General features: G+C 70.3%; 15 protein-coding genes. 9 read left to right on the forward strand and 6 right to left on the reverse strand.

The window, feature by feature from the left end; all coding sequences use genetic code 11:
- Nucleotides 1-110: 110 nt before the first annotated feature.
- Both F6B43_RS06590 and F6B43_RS06595 read left to right on the forward strand, forming a co-directional pair.
- Nucleotides 111-1700, forward strand: a complete 1590-nt coding sequence (locus tag F6B43_RS06590; RefSeq protein WP_246159819.1) for an acyl-CoA carboxylase subunit beta — start codon at nt 111-113, stop codon at nt 1698-1700.
- Entirely contained in the window at nt 1697-1975 is a 279-nt protein-coding gene (locus F6B43_RS06595) for an acyl-CoA carboxylase subunit epsilon (RefSeq protein WP_150448024.1), read from the forward strand. Before F6B43_RS06590 ends, F6B43_RS06595 begins: the two co-directional genes overlap by 4 nt.
- Before the next feature lie 326 nt (nt 1976-2301).
- Here F6B43_RS06595 and F6B43_RS06600 read toward each other — a convergent pair whose 3' ends face one another.
- Genes F6B43_RS06600 through F6B43_RS06615 form a run of 4 tightly spaced genes read right to left on the reverse strand, consistent with a single transcriptional unit; the run spans nt 2302 to nt 6594 of the window.
- Nucleotides 2302-3354 carry a hypothetical protein gene (locus F6B43_RS06600; protein WP_150448025.1) on the reverse strand — a complete coding sequence of 351 codons (1053 nt, stop codon included), beginning with the start codon at nt 3352-3354 and terminating at the stop codon, nt 2302-2304.
- Nucleotides 3351-4604: a sensor histidine kinase gene (locus tag F6B43_RS06605; RefSeq protein WP_246159820.1), complete on the reverse strand. Its 1254-nt coding sequence runs from the start codon at nt 4602-4604 to the stop codon at nt 3351-3353. Before F6B43_RS06605 ends, F6B43_RS06600 begins: the two co-directional genes overlap by 4 nt.
- A complete protein-coding gene (locus tag F6B43_RS06610; protein WP_150448026.1) occupies nt 4594-5259 on the reverse strand; it encodes a response regulator transcription factor in 666 nt (221 codons plus the stop codon). The genes F6B43_RS06605 and F6B43_RS06610 overlap by 11 nt, the downstream gene beginning before the upstream one ends.
- Nucleotides 5260-5268: 9 nt before the next feature.
- The gene (locus F6B43_RS06615) at nt 5269-6594 is read right to left on the reverse strand and encodes a class I SAM-dependent RNA methyltransferase (RefSeq protein WP_150448027.1); all 1326 of its coding nucleotides are present in this window, start codon (nt 6592-6594) and stop codon (nt 5269-5271) included.
- Nucleotides 6595-6647: 53 nt separating this feature from the next.
- On the opposite strand from F6B43_RS06615, the gene F6B43_RS06620 reads away from it, so the two are divergent.
- Together F6B43_RS06620 and F6B43_RS06625 are read left to right on the forward strand one after the other, a co-directional pair.
- Complete coding sequence (locus F6B43_RS06620) at nt 6648-7292, forward strand: Maf family protein (RefSeq protein WP_150448028.1); 645 nt, start codon at nt 6648-6650, stop codon at nt 7290-7292.
- 95 nt (nt 7293-7387) lie between these two features.
- Entirely contained in the window at nt 7388-9154 is a 1767-nt protein-coding gene (locus F6B43_RS06625; RefSeq protein ID WP_150448029.1) for an acetyl/propionyl/methylcrotonyl-CoA carboxylase subunit alpha, read from the forward strand.
- Between the two features lie 119 nt (nt 9155-9273).
- On the opposite strand, the gene F6B43_RS06630 is transcribed toward F6B43_RS06625, so the two are convergent.
- Entirely contained in the window at nt 9274-10725 is a 1452-nt protein-coding gene (locus F6B43_RS06630) for an NAD(P)H-quinone dehydrogenase (protein ID WP_150448030.1), read from the reverse strand.
- A 216-nt stretch (nt 10726-10941) separates the two neighbouring features.
- Between F6B43_RS06630 and F6B43_RS06635 the strand changes: the two genes are divergently transcribed.
- The 3 genes from F6B43_RS06635 to F6B43_RS06645 all read left to right on the forward strand — a co-directional run bounded on the left by F6B43_RS06635 (nt 10942) and on the right by F6B43_RS06645 (nt 14536).
- Nucleotides 10942-11769, forward strand: a complete 828-nt coding sequence (locus tag F6B43_RS06635; protein ID WP_150448031.1) for a purine-nucleoside phosphorylase — start codon at nt 10942-10944, stop codon at nt 11767-11769.
- Between the two features lie 347 nt (nt 11770-12116).
- The gene (locus F6B43_RS06640) at nt 12117-13784 is read left to right on the forward strand and encodes a phospho-sugar mutase (RefSeq protein WP_150448476.1); all 1668 of its coding nucleotides are present in this window, start codon (nt 12117-12119) and stop codon (nt 13782-13784) included.
- Between the two features lie 167 nt (nt 13785-13951).
- Nucleotides 13952-14536 carry a GNAT family N-acetyltransferase gene (locus F6B43_RS06645; RefSeq protein ID WP_150448032.1) on the forward strand — a complete coding sequence of 195 codons (585 nt, stop codon included), beginning with the start codon at nt 13952-13954 and terminating at the stop codon, nt 14534-14536.
- On the opposite strand, the gene F6B43_RS06650 is transcribed toward F6B43_RS06645, so the two are convergent.
- The gene (locus tag F6B43_RS06650; protein WP_246159821.1) at nt 14523-16451 is read right to left on the reverse strand and encodes a BglG family transcription antiterminator; all 1929 of its coding nucleotides are present in this window, start codon (nt 16449-16451) and stop codon (nt 14523-14525) included. The two genes, F6B43_RS06645 and F6B43_RS06650, sit on opposite strands and share 14 nt — an antisense overlap.
- Nucleotides 16452-16611: 160 nt before the next feature.
- On the opposite strand from F6B43_RS06650, the gene F6B43_RS06655 reads away from it, so the two are divergent.
- Nucleotides 16612-16935, forward strand: a complete 324-nt coding sequence (locus tag F6B43_RS06655) for a PTS sugar transporter subunit IIB (protein WP_150448033.1) — start codon at nt 16612-16614, stop codon at nt 16933-16935.
- A 68-nt stretch (nt 16936-17003) separates the two neighbouring features.
- On the forward strand, nt 17004-17279 hold the full coding sequence (locus tag F6B43_RS06660; protein WP_150448034.1) for an HPr family phosphocarrier protein: 276 nt from the start codon (nt 17004-17006) through the stop codon (nt 17277-17279).

A 17279-nucleotide genomic window follows, 5' to 3' on the forward strand; every position in this document is an offset into this window, starting at 1 on the left:
GGGAGACCCCGCGCGGAGGGCGCCTTCGCACGACAGTCCACAGCGGAAGGCGCAACGCCTTGTATGCACCCTCCAACGTCAGCGCGAACCCCGCCGCTAGGGTGGAACGCGTGACCGATCAGCCCGACCTCTCGACCACCGCCGGCAAGATCGCCGACCTTCGCGCGCGCTACAACGAGGCCGTGGTGGACGCCGAGGCGGTCGCCCGCGCCAAGCAGGAAGCCAAGGGCAAGCTCACCGCCCGGCAGCGCATCGAGCTGCTGCTCGATCAGGGCAGCTTCGTCGAGTTCGACGAGTACGTCCGCCATCGCACGACCGCGTTCGGTATGGATCGCAGCCGCCCCTACGGCGACTCGGTCGTCACAGGGGTCGGCACGATCCATGGCCGCACGGTCGCCGTGTACGCCCAGGACTTCACGACCTTCGGCGGATCGCTCGGCGAGGTCGCGGGCGACAAGATCATCAAGATCATGGAGTTCGCCACCCGCGGAGGCATGCCGATCATCGGGATGCTCGACTCCGGCGGCGCGCGCATCCAGGAGGGCGTCGTGGCCCTGGGCAAGTACGGCGAGATCTTCCGCCTCAACACGGCGGCGTCGGGCGTCATCCCGCAGATCTCGATCATCATGGGCCCGGCGGCCGGCGGTGCCGTGTACTCGCCCGCCCTCACCGATTTCGTCGTGATGGTCGACAAGACCAGCCAGATGTTCGTCACCGGCCCCGACGTGATCAAGACGGTCACGGGCGAAGACGTCGGCATGGAAGAACTCGGCGGGGCCTACACGCACAACACCCGCTCGGGCGTGGCCCACTATCTCGCGGAAGACGAGGACGATGCACTCGACTACGTCCGCACCCTCGTCGGCTTCCTCCCCGACAACAACATGGCAGAGCTGCCGGTGTACGAGACGAACTTCGAGTTCGAGACGACCGACTCGGATCGGGCGCTCAACACGATCATCCCCGACTCGCCCAACCAGCCGTACGACATCCACTTCGTCATCCGCCATCTCGTCGACGGCGAGGAGTTCCTCGAGGTGCAGCCCCTGTTCGCGCCGAATATCGTGATCGGCTTCGGGCGCATCGAAGGCCGCTCGGTCGGGATCATCGCCAATCAGCCGTCGCAGATGGCGGGCACGCTCAACATCGAGGCAGGCGAGAAGGCGAGCCGCTTCGTGAGATTCTGCGACGCGTTCTCGATCCCCATCGTGACCCTCGTCGACGTACCCGGCTACCTCCCGGGCACCGACCAGGAGTGGACCGGCGTCATCCGCCGCGGCGCGAAGCTGCTGTACGCCTACGCCGAGGCGACGGTGCCCCTCGTGACGGTGATCCTCCGCAAGGCGTACGGCGGCGCGTACATCGTGATGGGTTCCAAGCAGCTCGGCGCCGATGTGAACCTCGCATGGCCGACCGCGGAGATCGCTGTGATGGGTGGCCAGGGCGCGGTCAACATCCTCTATCGCGGCGAGATCAAGCGCGCCGAAGAGGCCGGCGAGGACGTCGCGGCGGTGCGCACGCGTTTGGCCAACGAGTACACGTACAACGTGGCATCCCCGTTCCTGGCCGCCGAGCGCGGCGAGCTGGACGGCATCATCGAGCCCGCGCAGACGCGCGTCGCGATCGCGAAGGCGCTGCGGTCGCTCCGCGGCAAGCGGGCGAGCCTGCCGCCGAAGAAGCACGGCAACATCCCGCTATGACCGGCACGAACGGCGGGACGGATGCCGCGCCCCACGCGGAAGCGCCCTTCGGCGATGCCGAACACGGCGATGGTTTGTCGATCGGCGTGCGACGGGGCGACCCCACACCCGAAGAGCTCGCCGCCCTCACGGCGGTCGTCTCGGACGCCTATGCGCGCGAAGCCGCGGACGCCGTAGCCTCCGATCCTCCGGGCATGTCGGCGTGGGCGGTGTCGCAGCGAACGCTGCGCATGCCGCTGCGCCGAGAGCTCGGATGGAGCCGCTCGGCCTGGTGACGCACGCGCACCGCGACCCGGCGCGGCGCGGCGTTCATCTGTCCCCCTGTTCAGCTGTCCCCCAAAGTACCTACAGACGCCGATCGGCTCTCGTTCGATACTGGATGAGCTGGAACGCTTCTTGCGTTCGGTCGGTCTGTTCGGCTGCAGGGTTTGCCGGGCCAGATTCGGCCACGCGGACGGTTTTCGGGTAATCGTCCGCCAGGCGAGGGGTCGGCGGCTTCGCCGCCCCTCGCCTCCTCTGTTTACGCTTTCCCGCCCCGGTATTCCCTCCCCCACCGGGGCGGGGAAGCGTTATCTCCGGCCTCCGCGGCGTCGGACCGGGGTCAGGCGTCCTCGCCCGGTGAATGCGGGATCTCGGCCCAGAGGTCGACGGCGTCCTCGTCGGACAGACCCGCGCCCGCGCCCGACCGGCCGACGACGGTCACGGCGATACGGTCGTGCGGAGACGTGCGGATGTACAGCCGGTCAGAGCTCGCGGATCTGAGCGTGTCCGCCAGGCGCGAGCGGATCTGGGTGAGCGAGCGCTCGTCGAGACCCTCGAGACCGCCCTCATCGAGCACGGTGACCGCCGTGCCGCGACGCCGCACGGCGTCCAGCTGCGCACGCACCTCATCGTCGAGCAGCCGCGGCCCCCGCAGCTCATCCCGCAGACGCCCCTCGGCGATGCGGGCCTCCAGCCGCTCGCCCTCGTCGAGCTCGCCGCCCGAAGCGACGGTGCGTGTCAGCACGGGACCGGCGACCACGAGGGCGCGCTGCACCTGCAGCCGGCGCTCGCGCTGCCGGACGGTCTGTGAGGCCTGCCATGCCGACGCGGCACGCTGCAGCGTCGCGAGGTGCGCGGCGTCGAGCGCGGCGCGGTCGAGGAGAACGATCATCACCTGCGTTCCCGACACCCACACGATCGATCCGACGAGACCCAACGCGAGCGCAGGGAGGACTCCCATCCAGATCATGCTCTGAACGCCCATGATCACGATGCCCGCCCAGGCCACCCACGGGCGCCGCCGTACCATGACGATCACCATCAGCACGCCGATGGCGCCGATCGCCCATGTCCCGTACGGTGCCGTGCGGACGTCGGGACCGACGGCGAGCGCGATCGTCGTGGGCATGAGGACTGCGGCGGCGGTCGCCAGCACGCATGCCCAGATGGGCAACCGGTCAGGCGCGGGGATCCCGGCCGGTGGTCCGGTCTCCTCGGCGGGCCGGCGGCGGTACTGGAAGAGGCAGAGCCACGCGGTGACGAGGTACAGCCCGGTCGTGGCGTACATGACCAGGGGGTACTGAACGGGGCCGGTCCAGTACAGACTCCGGCCCGCGAGGTACGCGGTGAAGGCGAACCCCAGAGCGGTCAGGACCTGTCGAACGCTGATCATGTGATCGGATGCCTCCACTCGAGGGTCACCGTCGTGCCGTGCGCGTTCGTGACGATCTCAGAAGTACCACCGACGGCGGCGACGCGAGCGATGATCGAGGCGCGGATGCCGAGCCTGTCGTCGGGGACCTGATCGAGGTCGAAGCCCCCGCCCGCATCGGTCACGTCGATGCGCACTCCGCTCGGCGCGTGCGCACTGGCGACCTTCACGTGCAGGCCGACCCCGTCGACGTGCTCGATCGAGTTCGCGATCGCCTGCATGGCCGCGAGCACGAGCGCCCTCGCCACCCGACCGGGCACGACGGGCGTGGCTGCGTCCAGCGCCCTGTCCACGGTGATCTCGACGCCGAGATCGGCCGCGCCGCGCTCGACGGCATCGGCGAGGGCCGCGGCATCCCTCGGCTCGTCACTGCCCTCACCCGCCTCCTGCTCGGTGTTGGCGAGGCGAGTGAGGGCCTCTTGCGCCATACCCACCGCGAGCTGGCGTTCCCGGCGCGAGGACGCGCGCGCCGCGGCGATGAGGGCCGCCAGAACGCTGTCGTGCATGAGTGCCGCGACGGCGACGCGCTCCTGCTCGGCGGCATCAGCGGCGGCAGCCCCCGCATAGGAGGACACGGCCCTGGCCCGCGTCTCGTCGACGTTGGCCGCCACCCCTCGGAACACCCAGCCGACGCCGAGGAGCACGAACCCGAGGATCAGTGAGAACGACACGTCGAGGCCGACCGCGATCCAATACTCGGCGGCGAAGCCGCCCTGGATGAGGCGCGTGAGGGCGAACAGAAGGGGAACCATCGCCGCCCACAGGATCTGCAGCGGCATGGGGAAGGCGAGTACGGCCGAGACTGTCGCGACGTTGACGAGATACCAGATCCACGGTTCCACGGCCGGATCGGACGGCATCCCCGCAGTCGCGAACGGCCAGAGCAGGAGAGCCAAGACGTAGATGATCGCGAATGCTCCCGCGAAGATGGCGACGCCGCGGCCGATGAAGCACGCGATCAGCATGGCCAGGAGCGGCACGAACGTGAGGATCATCAGCGGCAGGTGCCATCCGGGCAGCTCGTCGCCGGGGCCGAGCGCCGCGAGGAAGGCCTGGGCACCGAGCGCCATACAGCCCGCCGCGACCACCGGGGCGAGGATCCGCTCGATGCGCCGGCGCGTGAACGACCCGAGGCCCGCGGTCGTGTCGCGCGACTGCGGGATGTGCCCCCAGGCGTCGGCGAGTACCGCCCGGTCGGTGTCAGCCGTCACCAGCATCCCCCGCGCTCTGGCTCACGATCCCGTCTTCCATCGCCCGGCGCAGCAGGTCGACCTTCGTCGGAGCGGGCCGGCCCACCTCCACGTATTTGACCCGCACCCGCGTGATGTTCTCTTTCGCGGTCGAGTACGCCACTCCGAGGCGGTCGGCGACCATCTTCAGCGGCAGTCCCGCCGCATACAGACGGAGGACCTCGCGCTCGCGCACCGACAGCTGCGCATCGGCGAAGGCCCGATCGCCCTCGACGGCGCTCGCCCATTCGACGTTGTTGAGCGCCTCGCCGCGCGCGACCGTCGCGACCGCGCTGATCACCTCGTCGATGGGCGAAGACTTGCTGATCACCCCGGCTGCCCCGGCCACGAGGGCCTCGCGCACGCCGGCCGGCCGATCGGCGACCGAGTGGATGAGCACGCTGGAACCGTTGCCCACGAGGCGGCGCACGTTCTCGGTGATCGTCGTGCCGTCGCCGAGCGTCAGATCCAGCACGACCACGTCGGCGGGACTCGAATTGCTGCGCCTGCGCCACTCGAGGTACTGCGCGACGTTCGCACCCGAGAAGACGACGGTCTTCTGGGCACGCGCACAGGCGGCCTCGAGGCCGAGCCGCACAGACTCGTGATCGTCGATCAATGCCACCCGCGTCGTCATGGGGCCAGCCTATCCGCGGGTCAGCACCGCGATCGCCTCGAGGTGATGCGAGTGTGCGAAGAGGTCTACGGCATCCACTCGGGGCGTCTCATAACCCGCCGCGCGGAAGGTCGCGAGGTCGCGCGCGAGGGCCACCGGGTCGCAGGCGACGTAGACGATCGCCGACGGTCCGAGAGCGGCGACGCCCTCGACGACCTCCCGTCCCGCACCGGCCCGGGGCGGGTCCAGCACCACGACCCCCCGTGCAAGGCGCGCACGCTCGGCGGTCGACGCGGTGGAGGCCAGCCGGGCGACGAATCGGTCGACCCGCTCGGTCTCTGCTCGCGCACCGAGCCACTCGGCGAGGTTCTGGCCGGCGTGCTCGGTCGCCCGCGGGTCGGACTCGACCGACGTGACCCTCGTAGCCGCGCCCCCGACATCCCCGATGGCGGCGGCGAACAGCCCGACGCCGCCGTAGAGGTCGAGGTGCGAAGCGTCAGGGTCGACCCCCACGTCTCGCAGCGCGTCGGTCACGAGCCGGGTCAGTGAGTGCGCGGCGAGGCGGTGCACCTGCCAGAACCCGCCCGCATCCACGCGGAAATCCCGGTCGCCGACGCGCTCGACCACGACCTCTCGCGCTTCCGGGGGAACGGGAGCGATCGGATGCGGCGGCTTCCGCCCGCCGCGCGCACGAGCGATGCGCGGCGGATCCGGTCGGGGGATGACCCGCACGCGGCCGTCCGCGGGCTGCACCAGGTCGATGCGGCCCGGCGCGCCGGTCGACAGGCCCAGGCCCACCCATTCGATGCCCGGAGTGGCCAGAGGGAGATCATCGACGGCGATCACGCGGTGACTGCGCGCGGCGTACGGACCCACGCGGCCCTCGCCGTCCACGTGGAGGCTGAGACGGGTGCGCCATGCGGTGCCGTCGGATTCTTCGGGGAGCCCGCCTGCCGGGACCAGCGGGGCACGCATCGAGGTCGGCAGATCGAGGCCGCCGATGCGGGCGAGCGCGTCGCGGAGCACCTGGTCTTTCAGGTCGCGCTGATGCTCGAGCGCGATGTGACCGAACTCCGCACCTCCCGGCCGATCGTGCGGCGCCACGTCGATGTCGGCGGCACGCCAGACGTGCGGACGGCGGTGGGGCGACGCATCCAGGACCTCCAGCGCCTCGGCGCGCCAGAACGACTGCCTGCCCGTGTCGGTGAGCCGCACGCGCACTCGTTCACCGGGGATCACATCGGGGACGAAGACCACACGACCCGGACTGTCTGTGGCGGCGCCGTGGCGGGCGACGAACACCCCGCCGTGCGCCACGCCGGAGATGTCGAGGTCGATGATGTCGCCGGGGTTCACGCTCCGAGCATCGCACAACCGCCTGTGGGCGACCGGCGGGCTAGCGTTGACCTATGCGCGTGTGCCTCGCCTCGACCTCGCCCGCCCGGCTCATGCTGCTGCGACAGGCCGGGATCGAGCCCGAGACCCGCGCGCCCGCCGTCGACGAAGAGGCGGTCATCGCCGAGATCGAGGCGGCTCAGGGCCGACTCGCGCCTGCCGACCACGTGCTGCTTCTGGCCCGCCGCAAGGCCGAGGACGTCGCAGCCGCCCTGCGCACCCGCCATCCGCGTTTCGACGGGATCGTGATCGGCGGAGACTCGATGTTCGAGTTCGACGGGGAGGTGCTCGGCAAGCCGTACACCGCCCCCGCGGCGACCGCCCGATGGAAGGCGATGCGTGGGCGGACCGGCGTCCTGCATTCCGGACACAGCGTCGTGCGCCTCTCGCCCGGCGCGACGCCGATCGAGGCGCACGCGGTGGCCGAGGCATCCGTATCGTTCAGTGCAGACGTGACGGATGCCGAGATCGCCGCGTATGTCGCGACGGGCGAACCGCTGCACGTGGCCGGTGCGTTCACGATCGACAGCCTCGGCGGCGCGTTCATCGAGCGGATCGAAGGGGAGCCGTCGACCGTCGTCGGTATGTCGCTGTCCACCGTTCGGCGCCTCGCCGGTGAACTGGGCGTGACGTGGACCGATCTCTGGAACCGGACGTGACCCGCAGCGGTTCGTAGACTCCGCTACACCTTTCTCGGGCTTTCTTGTCGAAAGCAGTCAAAAGAGGCCGCCGTCACCTGGATAGGCTGGCATCCATGCCCTCGATTGCCAAGGTCCTTGTCGCGAACCGTGGCGAGATCGCCGTCCGCATCATCCGCGCCGCCCGAGACTCGGGCAAGGCCTCGGTCGCCGTGTACGCCGACCAGGATCGCGATGCGCTGCACGCGCGGCTCGCCGACGAGGCCTATGCCCTCGGCGGCAGTACGAGCGCCGAGACATACCTGTCGATAGAGAAGATCCTGTCGGTGGCGCGCCGTTCGGGCGCCGACGCGGTGCATCCCGGCTACGGCTTCCTCGCCGAGAACGCCGAATTCGCCCGCGCCGTCATCGGTGCCGGTCTCGTCTGGATCGGCCCGTCGCCCGAGGCGATCGAGGCGCTCGGCGACAAGGTCACCGCGCGTCACGTCGCCGAGAAGGTCGGCGCTCCCCTCGCCCCCGGCACCCCCGGGCCCGTCGACGGAGCGGACGAGGTCGTGGCCTTCGCCCAGGAATTCGGGCTGCCGATCGCGATCAAGGCGGCATACGGCGGCGGCGGCCGCGGCCTCAAGGTCGCCCGCGAGCTGGACGAGATCCCCGAGCTGTTCGAGTCCGCCACCCGCGAGGCGATCAGCGCGTTCGGACGGGGCGAGTGCTTCGTCGAGAAGTACCTCGACAAGCCCCGGCACGTCGAGACGCAGTGCCTCGCGGATGCTGCGGGCAACGTCGTCGTGATCTCCACGCGCGACTGCTCGCTGCAGCGCCGGCACCAGAAGCTCGTCGAAGAGGCGCCCGCACCGTTCCTCACCCCAGAGCAGAACCGCACGCTGTACGAGTCGTCCAAGGCCATCCTCCGCGAGGTCGGCTACGTCGGCGCGGGAACATGCGAATTCCTCATCGGCGCCGACGGAACGATCTCGTTCCTCGAGGTCAACACTCGCCTGCAGGTCGAGCATCCCGTCTCCGAAGAGGTGACCGGGATCGATCTCGTGCGCGAGCAGTTCCGGATCGCGGAGGGCGGGACGCTGGACTATGCCGACCCCGAACCGGTCGGGCACTCGATCGAGTTCCGCATCAACGGCGAAGACCCGGGGCGCGGATTCCTCCCGCAGCCCGGGCCGATCCACGTCTTCAAGACGTTCGGGGGCCCCGGCATCCGGCTGGATTCCGGCGTGACCGCCGGCGACAGCGTCAGCGGGGCATTCGACTCGCTTCTGGCCAAGATCATCGTCTCGGGCAAGGATCGCGCCGAGGCGCTCGAGCGGGCGCGGCGCGCCCTGGACGAGTTCGAGGTCGCGGGGCTTCCCACGGTGCTGCCGTTCCACCGCAAGCTCGTCCGCGATCCGGCGTTCACCGCGGAGGACGGCAGCTTCGGCGTCTACACGCGCTGGATCGAGACCGAGTTCGTGAACGACATCCCGCCGTGGGACGGCGAACTCGAGGCGCCCCAGGCCGCCGAGTCTCGGCACACGGTGGTCGTCGAAGTCGGCGGCAAGCGACTCGAGGTGAGCCTTCCCGATCGGATCGTGGGCGCCACAGCCACTGCCGGCCGCCCTGCAGCCGTGCCGCCCTCGCGGCGCTCGCACGCACCCAGCGTGAGCGCGGGCGCATCGGGCGACGCCGTGAAGGCGCCGATGCAGGCGACCATCGTGAAGCTCGCCGTCGAGGACGGCCAGTCCGTCGTCAAGGGCGACCTGGTGGTCGTGCTCGAGGCGATGAAGATGGAGCAGCCCATCCAGGCGCACAAGGACGGTGTGGTCGGTGCGATCAACGCCGCCCCCGGCACCACGGTCTCGGCCGGGCACCAGCTCCTCACGATCTCCTAGGGTCCGGTCCCTCGCCCCACGCGCCGCATGTCTGCCAGCTGGCGGACGCCTGGGCACGGCACGACGTGCTTACGGACACGGGCCCCCGCGCCGAGCCGTCGACTGGCGCCTGCGCGCGCTCAGGCGTCGCCGTAGACCGTGTGGTCGACGACGTGCATCGCGCGCGCGGCATCCGTGATGCTGCTCGAGAGCGAGGGGTAGACCGCGAAGACGCGAGAGACCTGGTCGACTGTCAGTCGGCGTTCCACCGCGATCGCGATCGGATAGATGAGTTCGGATGCGCGGGGCCCGACGATGACGCCGCCGATCACCGTGCCGCTCCCCTCGCGGGCGATGAGCTTGACGAATCCGTCCTTGATGCCCATCATCTTCGCGCGCGGATTGGCCGCGAGCGGCAGCTTGTGGACGACGCCGTTGATCAGCCCGTCGGTGATGTCCTTCTCCTGCCACCCGACGGTGGCGATCTCGGGCGCGGTGAAGATGTTCGAGGTGATGCGCCGGCGCTCGAGTGGGATGACGACATCGCCGAGCGCGTGGAAGATCGCCGTCCGACCCTGCATCGAAGCGACCGACGCGAGGGGCACGAAAGTCGTGCAGTCGCCGGCGGCGTAGATGTTCGGCACCGACGTGCGCGCGACCTTGTTGACCTGGATGTGACCGGAGGCGGTCATCTGCACACCGGCCTCCTCCAGCCCGATGCCGGCGGTGTTCGGGATCGACCCGACGGCCAGCAGGCAGTGACTGCCCTCGACCGTTCGGCCGTCCGACAGGGTCACGATCACTCCGTCGCCGTCGCGCTCCACCTTGTCGGCGCGTGACGTGGACAGCACGTTCATTCCGCCGCGCTTGAACACGCGTTCGAGGACGGCCGCAGCATCCGTATCCTCCCCCGGGAGCACCTGGTCGCGGCTGGAGATCAGCGTGACCTTGGCGCCCAGGTTCATGTAGGCCGACGCGAACTCGGCGCCGGTGACGCCCGAGCCGACGACGATCAGGTGCCCGGGAAGCGCCTTCATGTCGTACAGCTGGGTCCAGGTGAGGATGCGCTGACCGTCCGGCTTGGCGCTGGGCAGCTCTCGGGGGGAGGCGCCCACCGAGATCAGGAGCGTGTCGGCCTCGATGCGGTCGAAATCGGTCCCGCCCGGGCCTGTGGACACCACGACCGCGTTGTCGCTGTCGAGCCGCCCGTGGCCGGAGATGATCCGCACCCCTGCCTCGACGAGGCCGGCGCGCATGTCGTCGGACTGCTGACGCGCCAGCGAGAGGAGCCGCTTGTTCACCGCGCCCATGTTGATGGCGATCTCGGGCTTGAGCGGCTTGCCCTCCGCTCCGCGGGCGAACAGCTGCACGCCGAGGTCGCCGGCCTGCGAGATCGCGACGGCGGCATCTGCGGTCGCGATCAGCGTCTTGGAGGGGACCACGTCGGTGATCACGGCCGACCCGCCGATCCCCGCGCGCTCGACGACGGTCACCTCGGCACCGAGCTGAGCCGCGGCGAGCGCCGCTTCGTATCCGCCGGGGCCGCCGCCGATGATCGCGACGCTCTGGGTGCTCTCGAAGCTCAACGACATGCGTCCATTCTTCCCTGTCGCAGCCGCCGACGCCGCCACGCTCCTTCGGGCGCCTGCTCGCGCGCCCGAGCCGTTCGAGATCGCGTCAGGATGAGGTCTTCTGCGCTGACGGCGGATCACCGTCGGAGTACGTGGGCGCGGATTCCGGACACCCGTCCCGCGCGTCGCGGACGGGCGCTGCTGGCCCTGGCGGCTGGGCGTTCCTAAGGTAGGGGCATGCCTGACACCAATCCTCTCGACGATCCCGCTGCCGATCCGTTCGCGATCGCGACCGCCGCAGCCGCCGACATCGCACGCCTGACCGGCGTCGAGCGGCACGACATCGCCCTCACGCTCGGGAGCGGCTGGGGACGCGCGGCCGAGCTCGTCGGAGAGACGATCGCGACGATCGCGGCGACCGATGTGACCGGATTCAGCGCCCCCGCTCTGGAGGGCCACGTCGGGACGCTTCGCAGCGTGCTCACCCCGCGCGGCAAGCGGGTGCTGGTGATCGGCGCACGCACGCACTTCTACGAGGGTCACGGACCCCGGCGCGTCGTGCACAGCGTGCGGACGGCCGCGGCCAGCGGAGCTCGCACGATGGTTCTGACCAACGGCGCGGGCGGAATCAATCCGCACTGGAAGCCCGGGCAACCCGTGCTGATCAGCGACCACATCAACCTCACCGGCGCCTCTCCCCTGGAGGGCGCCACCTTCATCGACCTCACCGACCTGTACACGATGCGCCTGCGCGACCTCGCGCGCACGATCGACCCGAGTCTGGACGAAGGCGTCTACTGCCAGTTCCGCGGACCCCAGTACGAGACGCCGGCCGAGGTGCAGATGGCCAAGACGATCGGCGGCCACATCGTCGGCATGTCGACCGCGCTGGAGGCGATCGCCGCCCGCCAGGCCGGGATGGAGGTGCTGGGCTTCTCGCTCATCACGAACATGGCGGCCGGCATCCAGACGACGCCGCTCAGCCACCAGGAGGTGATCGAGGCGGGTCGTGAGGCCGAACCGGTCATCTCGGATCTGCTGGCTCGAGTGATCGGGGCGTTGTGAGCAAGGCTGAGCGGCAGGCCGCCAAACTGGCGCGCGCCGCGGAGCGCGAGGCGCGCAGCGCGGATGCTGTCGCGGATGCTCCGGACGAACCTGACGCCGTCGCCCCCTCCGGGCCCGACGCGGCCACCGACGCCCCCTCCGGGCCCGACGCAGCCACCGACGCCCCCTCCGCGCCGGGCGCTGCGGACCCAGAGCCCGACGCCGCGGCCGCAGAGCGCGAGGTCGCCGCCCCCGAGCCCGACGCCGCGGCCCCCGAGCCCGACGCCGCGGCCCCCGAGCCTGACGCGGGTACCGGCGACACCGGGCGGGCCGAATCCGAACCGACCGCGGCATCCGACGAGCCGGACCTGCTCGCGACCGCGCGCGCCTGGCTCGCGCAGGACCCCGACGGCCAGACCCGTGCCGAGCTGCGGACGCTCATCGAGCGTTGCGAAGAGGGCGATGCCGAGGCATCCGATGCTCTCTCCGATCGCTTCGCCACGCGCCTCGCCTTCGGCACGGCGGGCCTCCGCGGCGAGCTGGGAGCGGGGAGCAACCGCATGAACCGCGTGCTCGTGGCGCAGGCCGCCGCGGGACTGGCTGCTTACCTCCGCGAGAAGGCGGGCGCGCACACCCCGACCGTCGTGGTGGGCTACGACGGCCGACGCAATTCGCACGTGTTCGCCATCGATTCCGCAGAGCTGTTCGCCGGCGCGGGGCTGCGGGCCATCGTGCTGCCGCGGCTCCTCCCGACGCCCGTGCTCGCCTACGCGGTGCGCGCTCTCGGCGCCGATGCGGGCGTCATGGTGACCGCGAGCCACAACCCTCCGAACGACAACGGCTACAAGGTGTACCTCGGCGGAGCCGACGAAGGCTCGCAGATCGTCGCACCGGCCGACGCCGAGATCGCCGCCCACATCGCGCGCGTCGCCGAAGCGGGCGACATCGCCGTGCTTCCGCGCTCCGTCGCGTACGAGACGGCGCCCGAGTCGCTCGTGGCCGACTACGTCGCCGCCACGGTCGCGGTTTCTCCGGCCCCCGAGGGCGCGACCGGCCTCAACTGGGTCTACACCGCGATGCACGGCGTGGGGTGGGAGACGATGTCGAGAATCGTGGATGCTGCGGGTTACCCGGCTCCGCACGTCGTCGTCGCCCAGATCGAGCCGGACGGCGCCTTCCCGACCGTAGCCTTCCCGAATCCCGAAGAGCCGGGCGCCCTGGACCTCGCGTTCGACCTCGCGCGCACGGTGAGCGCTGAGCTGGTCATCGCCAACGATCCGGATGCGGACCGTCTGGCGGTGGCGATCCCCGACCCCGAGGCGGAGGGGGGCTGGCGGCGGCTCACCGGCAATCAGATCGGCCTGCTGCTCGGATGGCAGGCTGCGCGCCGCGCGAGCGAACTCGGCGCGACCGCCGATGCGTCCCTGGCCTGCTCGCTCGTGTCGTCTCCCGGTCTGCAGGCTGTCGCCGAGCACTACGGACTGGCGTTTCACACGACGCTCACCGGGTTCAAGTGGATCTCGCGCGCTCCGGGTATCGTCTACGGATTCGAAGAGGCCCTCGGCTACCTCGTGAACCCCGGCACGGTGCGTGACAAGGACGGCATCTCCGCCGCTGTGGCTATGCTCGGCCTGGTCGCCGAAGCCCGCGGGCGCGGTGCGGGCATCGCCGAGCTCCTCGAGGAGTTCGGTGCGGGCTTCGGCTTCTTCGACAGCGATCAGGTGTCGCTCCGGGTCGATGACCTCGCCGTGATCGAGCGGATCATGGGCGCCCTCCGCGACGCGCACCCCGCTCAGATCGCGGGGGTCGCGGTCGAGAGCGTCGACGACCTCCTCGGCGGCGTCGACGGCCTCCCGCCGAGCGATGTCCTGCGATTCGGCCTGACCGACGGGTCGCGGGTGATCGTGCGGCCCAGTGGCACGGAGCCGAAGCTCAAGGTCTACCTCGATGTCCGCGGCGACTCGGCCGACGACGCCAGAGCACGGATCTCGGCTCTGGCGGCGGGCGCCCGCACGCTGCTGGACGAACTGCGCTGACACCGCGCGCCCTGTTGACCGAGCTGCGGGGCGAAGGCTCGGCTACTCGGCTGAGCGGACATCCGGGAGGATGCTCATGACAGGAGAGTGCTCACCCGGCCGATCAGCGCGCCCCCGGCCCCGCCCATCCTCTCGGATGTCCGGGGTGTGCCTCTTAGGCTCGTCGTATGGACCTCATCACGCCGGTCACCCTCGAGAACGCCTTCGTCCGGCTCGAGCCGCTGACCACCGCGCACGCCGATGATCTCGCGGTGGCAGCGGTAGGACTCGAGCACGCCTGGTACACGTCGGTGCCCGCGCCCGAGGCGATCGACGCCGACATCGCCCAGCGACACGGATGGCGTGACGCGGGCACGATGAACCCGTGGGCGATCCGGCGCCTCGACAGCGGCAGGGTCGTGGGGATGACGACGTTCTGCAACATCGACCAGCCGAACCGCCACGTCGAGATCGGTCACACCTGGATCGGCGTCGAGGCCCAACGCACCGCGGTGAACCCGGCGGCCAAGCTCCTTCTGCTCGCCCACGCGTTCGATGCCTGCGACGCGATCGCCGTCGAGCTGCGCACGCACTGGCACAACCGCCCGTCGCGGGCGGCGATCGAGCGCCTCGGCGCGAAGCGCGATGGGGTGCTGCGCAATCACCGGATCGGCCCGGATGGCACCCTGCGCGACACGGTGGTGTACTCGATCCTCCCCCACGAGTGGCCCGCGGTGCGGCGCGACCTCGAGGAGCGCCTCAGCCGTCGATGACGGCGACGAGCTCGTCCAGGAACCCGGCGAAGTCGGTGCCTCGCCGAACGATGCGCTGCACGCTGTCGCGCTCGGAGAAGACCTCGACGAACTGCTCGAACACCGTCTGGAACGCTTCGCGATCCGTCTCGGAGAACGCCACCATCGCGACGACCTGCACACGCGCTTCGCCCCAGGGGATCGACGGATCGGCCAGACCGATCGCGATCGCCGTGCGCGTCGCGGTCATCGCCATCGCGTGCGGCACGGCGAGCGCGTCAGTGAAAGCGGTCGACGACAGGGCTTCACGCTGGATCGTGCGTTCGACGTAGTCCTGATCGATCACGCCGTCGTCGACGAGGAGCCCCCCGAGGCGCCTGATCACCGCCTCCTCGCCGTGCGTGGCATCGAGTCCCCGCACGAAGGCGCGAGGGTCGAAGTACCGCTCCAGTTCGGTGCGCAGGCGCGCCAGGCGCCTGCCGCGCCGGATGCGACTCGCCGCGGACTGCACGCGCTCGATGTCGCTGTCGGTGAGGAAGGGCTGGATGCGCACGATCCGGTCGCTCGGGGCAGGCGGGTCGATCGTGGTGAGCACCAGGTCGGTGTCGATCGCGCCCCAGTCGGGGTCGACGCGCGTCTCGACGCCGACGACCTCGATCGCCTGACCCAGCGAGCGGTCGACGCTGGAGCGGAGCAGTTCGTGCAGCTCGTAGTAGCCCGGGCAGACGATCGTGGCCGTGAGGAGCTGATCGGCGCGCCTGCTGCGCTCGAGGCGTCCTCCGACGTGCATCGCGATGTAGGCGATCTCGTCGTCCAGAAGCGGGATGCCCAGTCGCTCCTGCAGCCCGCTCGCGATGAAGACGGCGACCTCGAAGATCATCGGGTACGTCGACTTCAGCGATCGGGTCAGCGGATTGCGCGACCAGGCCTGCTCGCGCGAGCGGTGCAGCAGATTCTGCACGTGGAGGGCGAGGCGGAGGATGAAGTCCTCGTGGGCGATGTCGACGAGGAACTCCGAGGCCGCGAGGGTCACGACGTCGCGGACGGCATCGGCGACCTCGGGCTCCAGACGCGCGTGCGCATCCTGAGAAGGAGCGGATGCCCCGGGTGCGACGACCCTCGTCAGCACGAGCGTCGCGAGGTGCTGACGGTCTCCCGCGCCGAGCTGGACGCCGAGGTGGCGAAGCGCCAGCCGGTCGATGATCTCGCCGATCTCGCGCTGCGATGCGGTCTCATCGGCCACGGAGCGCTCCAGGCCCCGGCCGCGCTCCACCCGGTCCGCCGCGATCGCGATGTGCATGACGACATCGCCGATGCCGAACTCGTTCACGAAGTACCCGAGCGCACCGAGTTCGGCCACCATGTCGGTCTTGAACGGACCGAAGGCGCGCGCGCCGACCGACCCGACCCCCAGGGTGCGGCGGAGCGCGGCGAGATCGAAGGACCCTGCGTCCATCTCGTCGTGCGCGAGCCGGCTCAGGAGGCGTCTCTGCGCCATCTCCGTGCCGCGCAAGCGTGCCTGCGACGCCGACCGCTCCAGCGTCAGTTCGGTGCCGCCGAGCAGGCTCCGCACGCGCGCGAGATCAGAGTCGACCGTCGCGGGGCTCACATGCAGGCGCTCCGCCGTCTCGAACACGTCGATGCCTTCCGGGGCGTTCAGCAGCGACCGCACCACGGTGTGCAGACGGTCGCGCGTGGTTCCGGCATCCGAACCACCACCCGCGCGAAGCGCTGCCGACGCGTCCGCACCTGCGCGATAGCCCAGCGGGCCCGACTCGATCGCTGTGCCCGACCTGACGCGCGCATTGACCGCCGTGACATACGAGCGGATGCTCCGCGGAGTGACCCCGAGGGCATCGGCGAGCGTCGCGGCCGTGGCCCACTCCCCGTCGCGCGAGAGGATCCCGAGCAGGCGATCCTGTCTCGCTCTGGTCACGTCTTCCTCCGGAGTCTGCGCAGTCCTCGCGCGCATCCAGTCAACCACGCCCGCACTCCCAGGGGCCCTGGAGCCCCAGAACGCGTTCCGCGGGGGCGGAAACAAGACTGGTTGTCGGCTCCCAGCGTTTTCACAAGAATGGGCGCATGGAGGTGGATCGGTGAGGATCCTCGTCGTCTGCGGTGCGGGTGCGTCGAGCACGTTCGTGGCGCAGCGTGTGCGCCACGCGGCGCACGATCGCGGACTCCCCTACTCAGCATTCGCCGGCACCGAGCTTTCGTTGCCGATCGATCTGGACGGGGCGGATGTCGTGCTCGTGGGTCCGCACCTGGCGCATGCCCTCGAGCGGATCCGCAGGGATGCGGCCGCGAGGGGAACGACCGTCGTGCTGCTGCCTCCGGACATCTTCACGGATCTCGACGGCTCACGGACACTGCAGCTCGTCCGCGATGCGATAGACGCCCCCGAATCGCTCGCCACCTGACGATCGACCCGCTCGACCGCAGACCACCTGACCGCAGACCACCTGACCACAGACAGAGAGGAACGGACATGGCCCAGCTCACCCGCACGGTGCGCATCGGCTCATCGCACGGCCTCCACGCGCGGCCGGCGAAGCTGTTCGCCCAGGCCGCGAAGGATTCGGGCGTACCGGTGACCATCACCAAAGACGCGGGCAAGCCCGTGAACGCGGCGAGCATCCTGGGCGTCATCGCGCTCGGGATCGAGCAGGGCGACTACGTCACCCTCACCGCCGACGGCGAGAACGCCGAAGCCCTCCTTGACACCCTGAGCGAACTGCTCACGACAGATCACGACGCGGAGTAG

The organism is Microbacterium rhizomatis (assembly GCF_008710745.1).
GTDB lineage: Bacteria > Actinomycetota > Actinomycetes > Actinomycetales > Microbacteriaceae > Microbacterium > Microbacterium rhizomatis.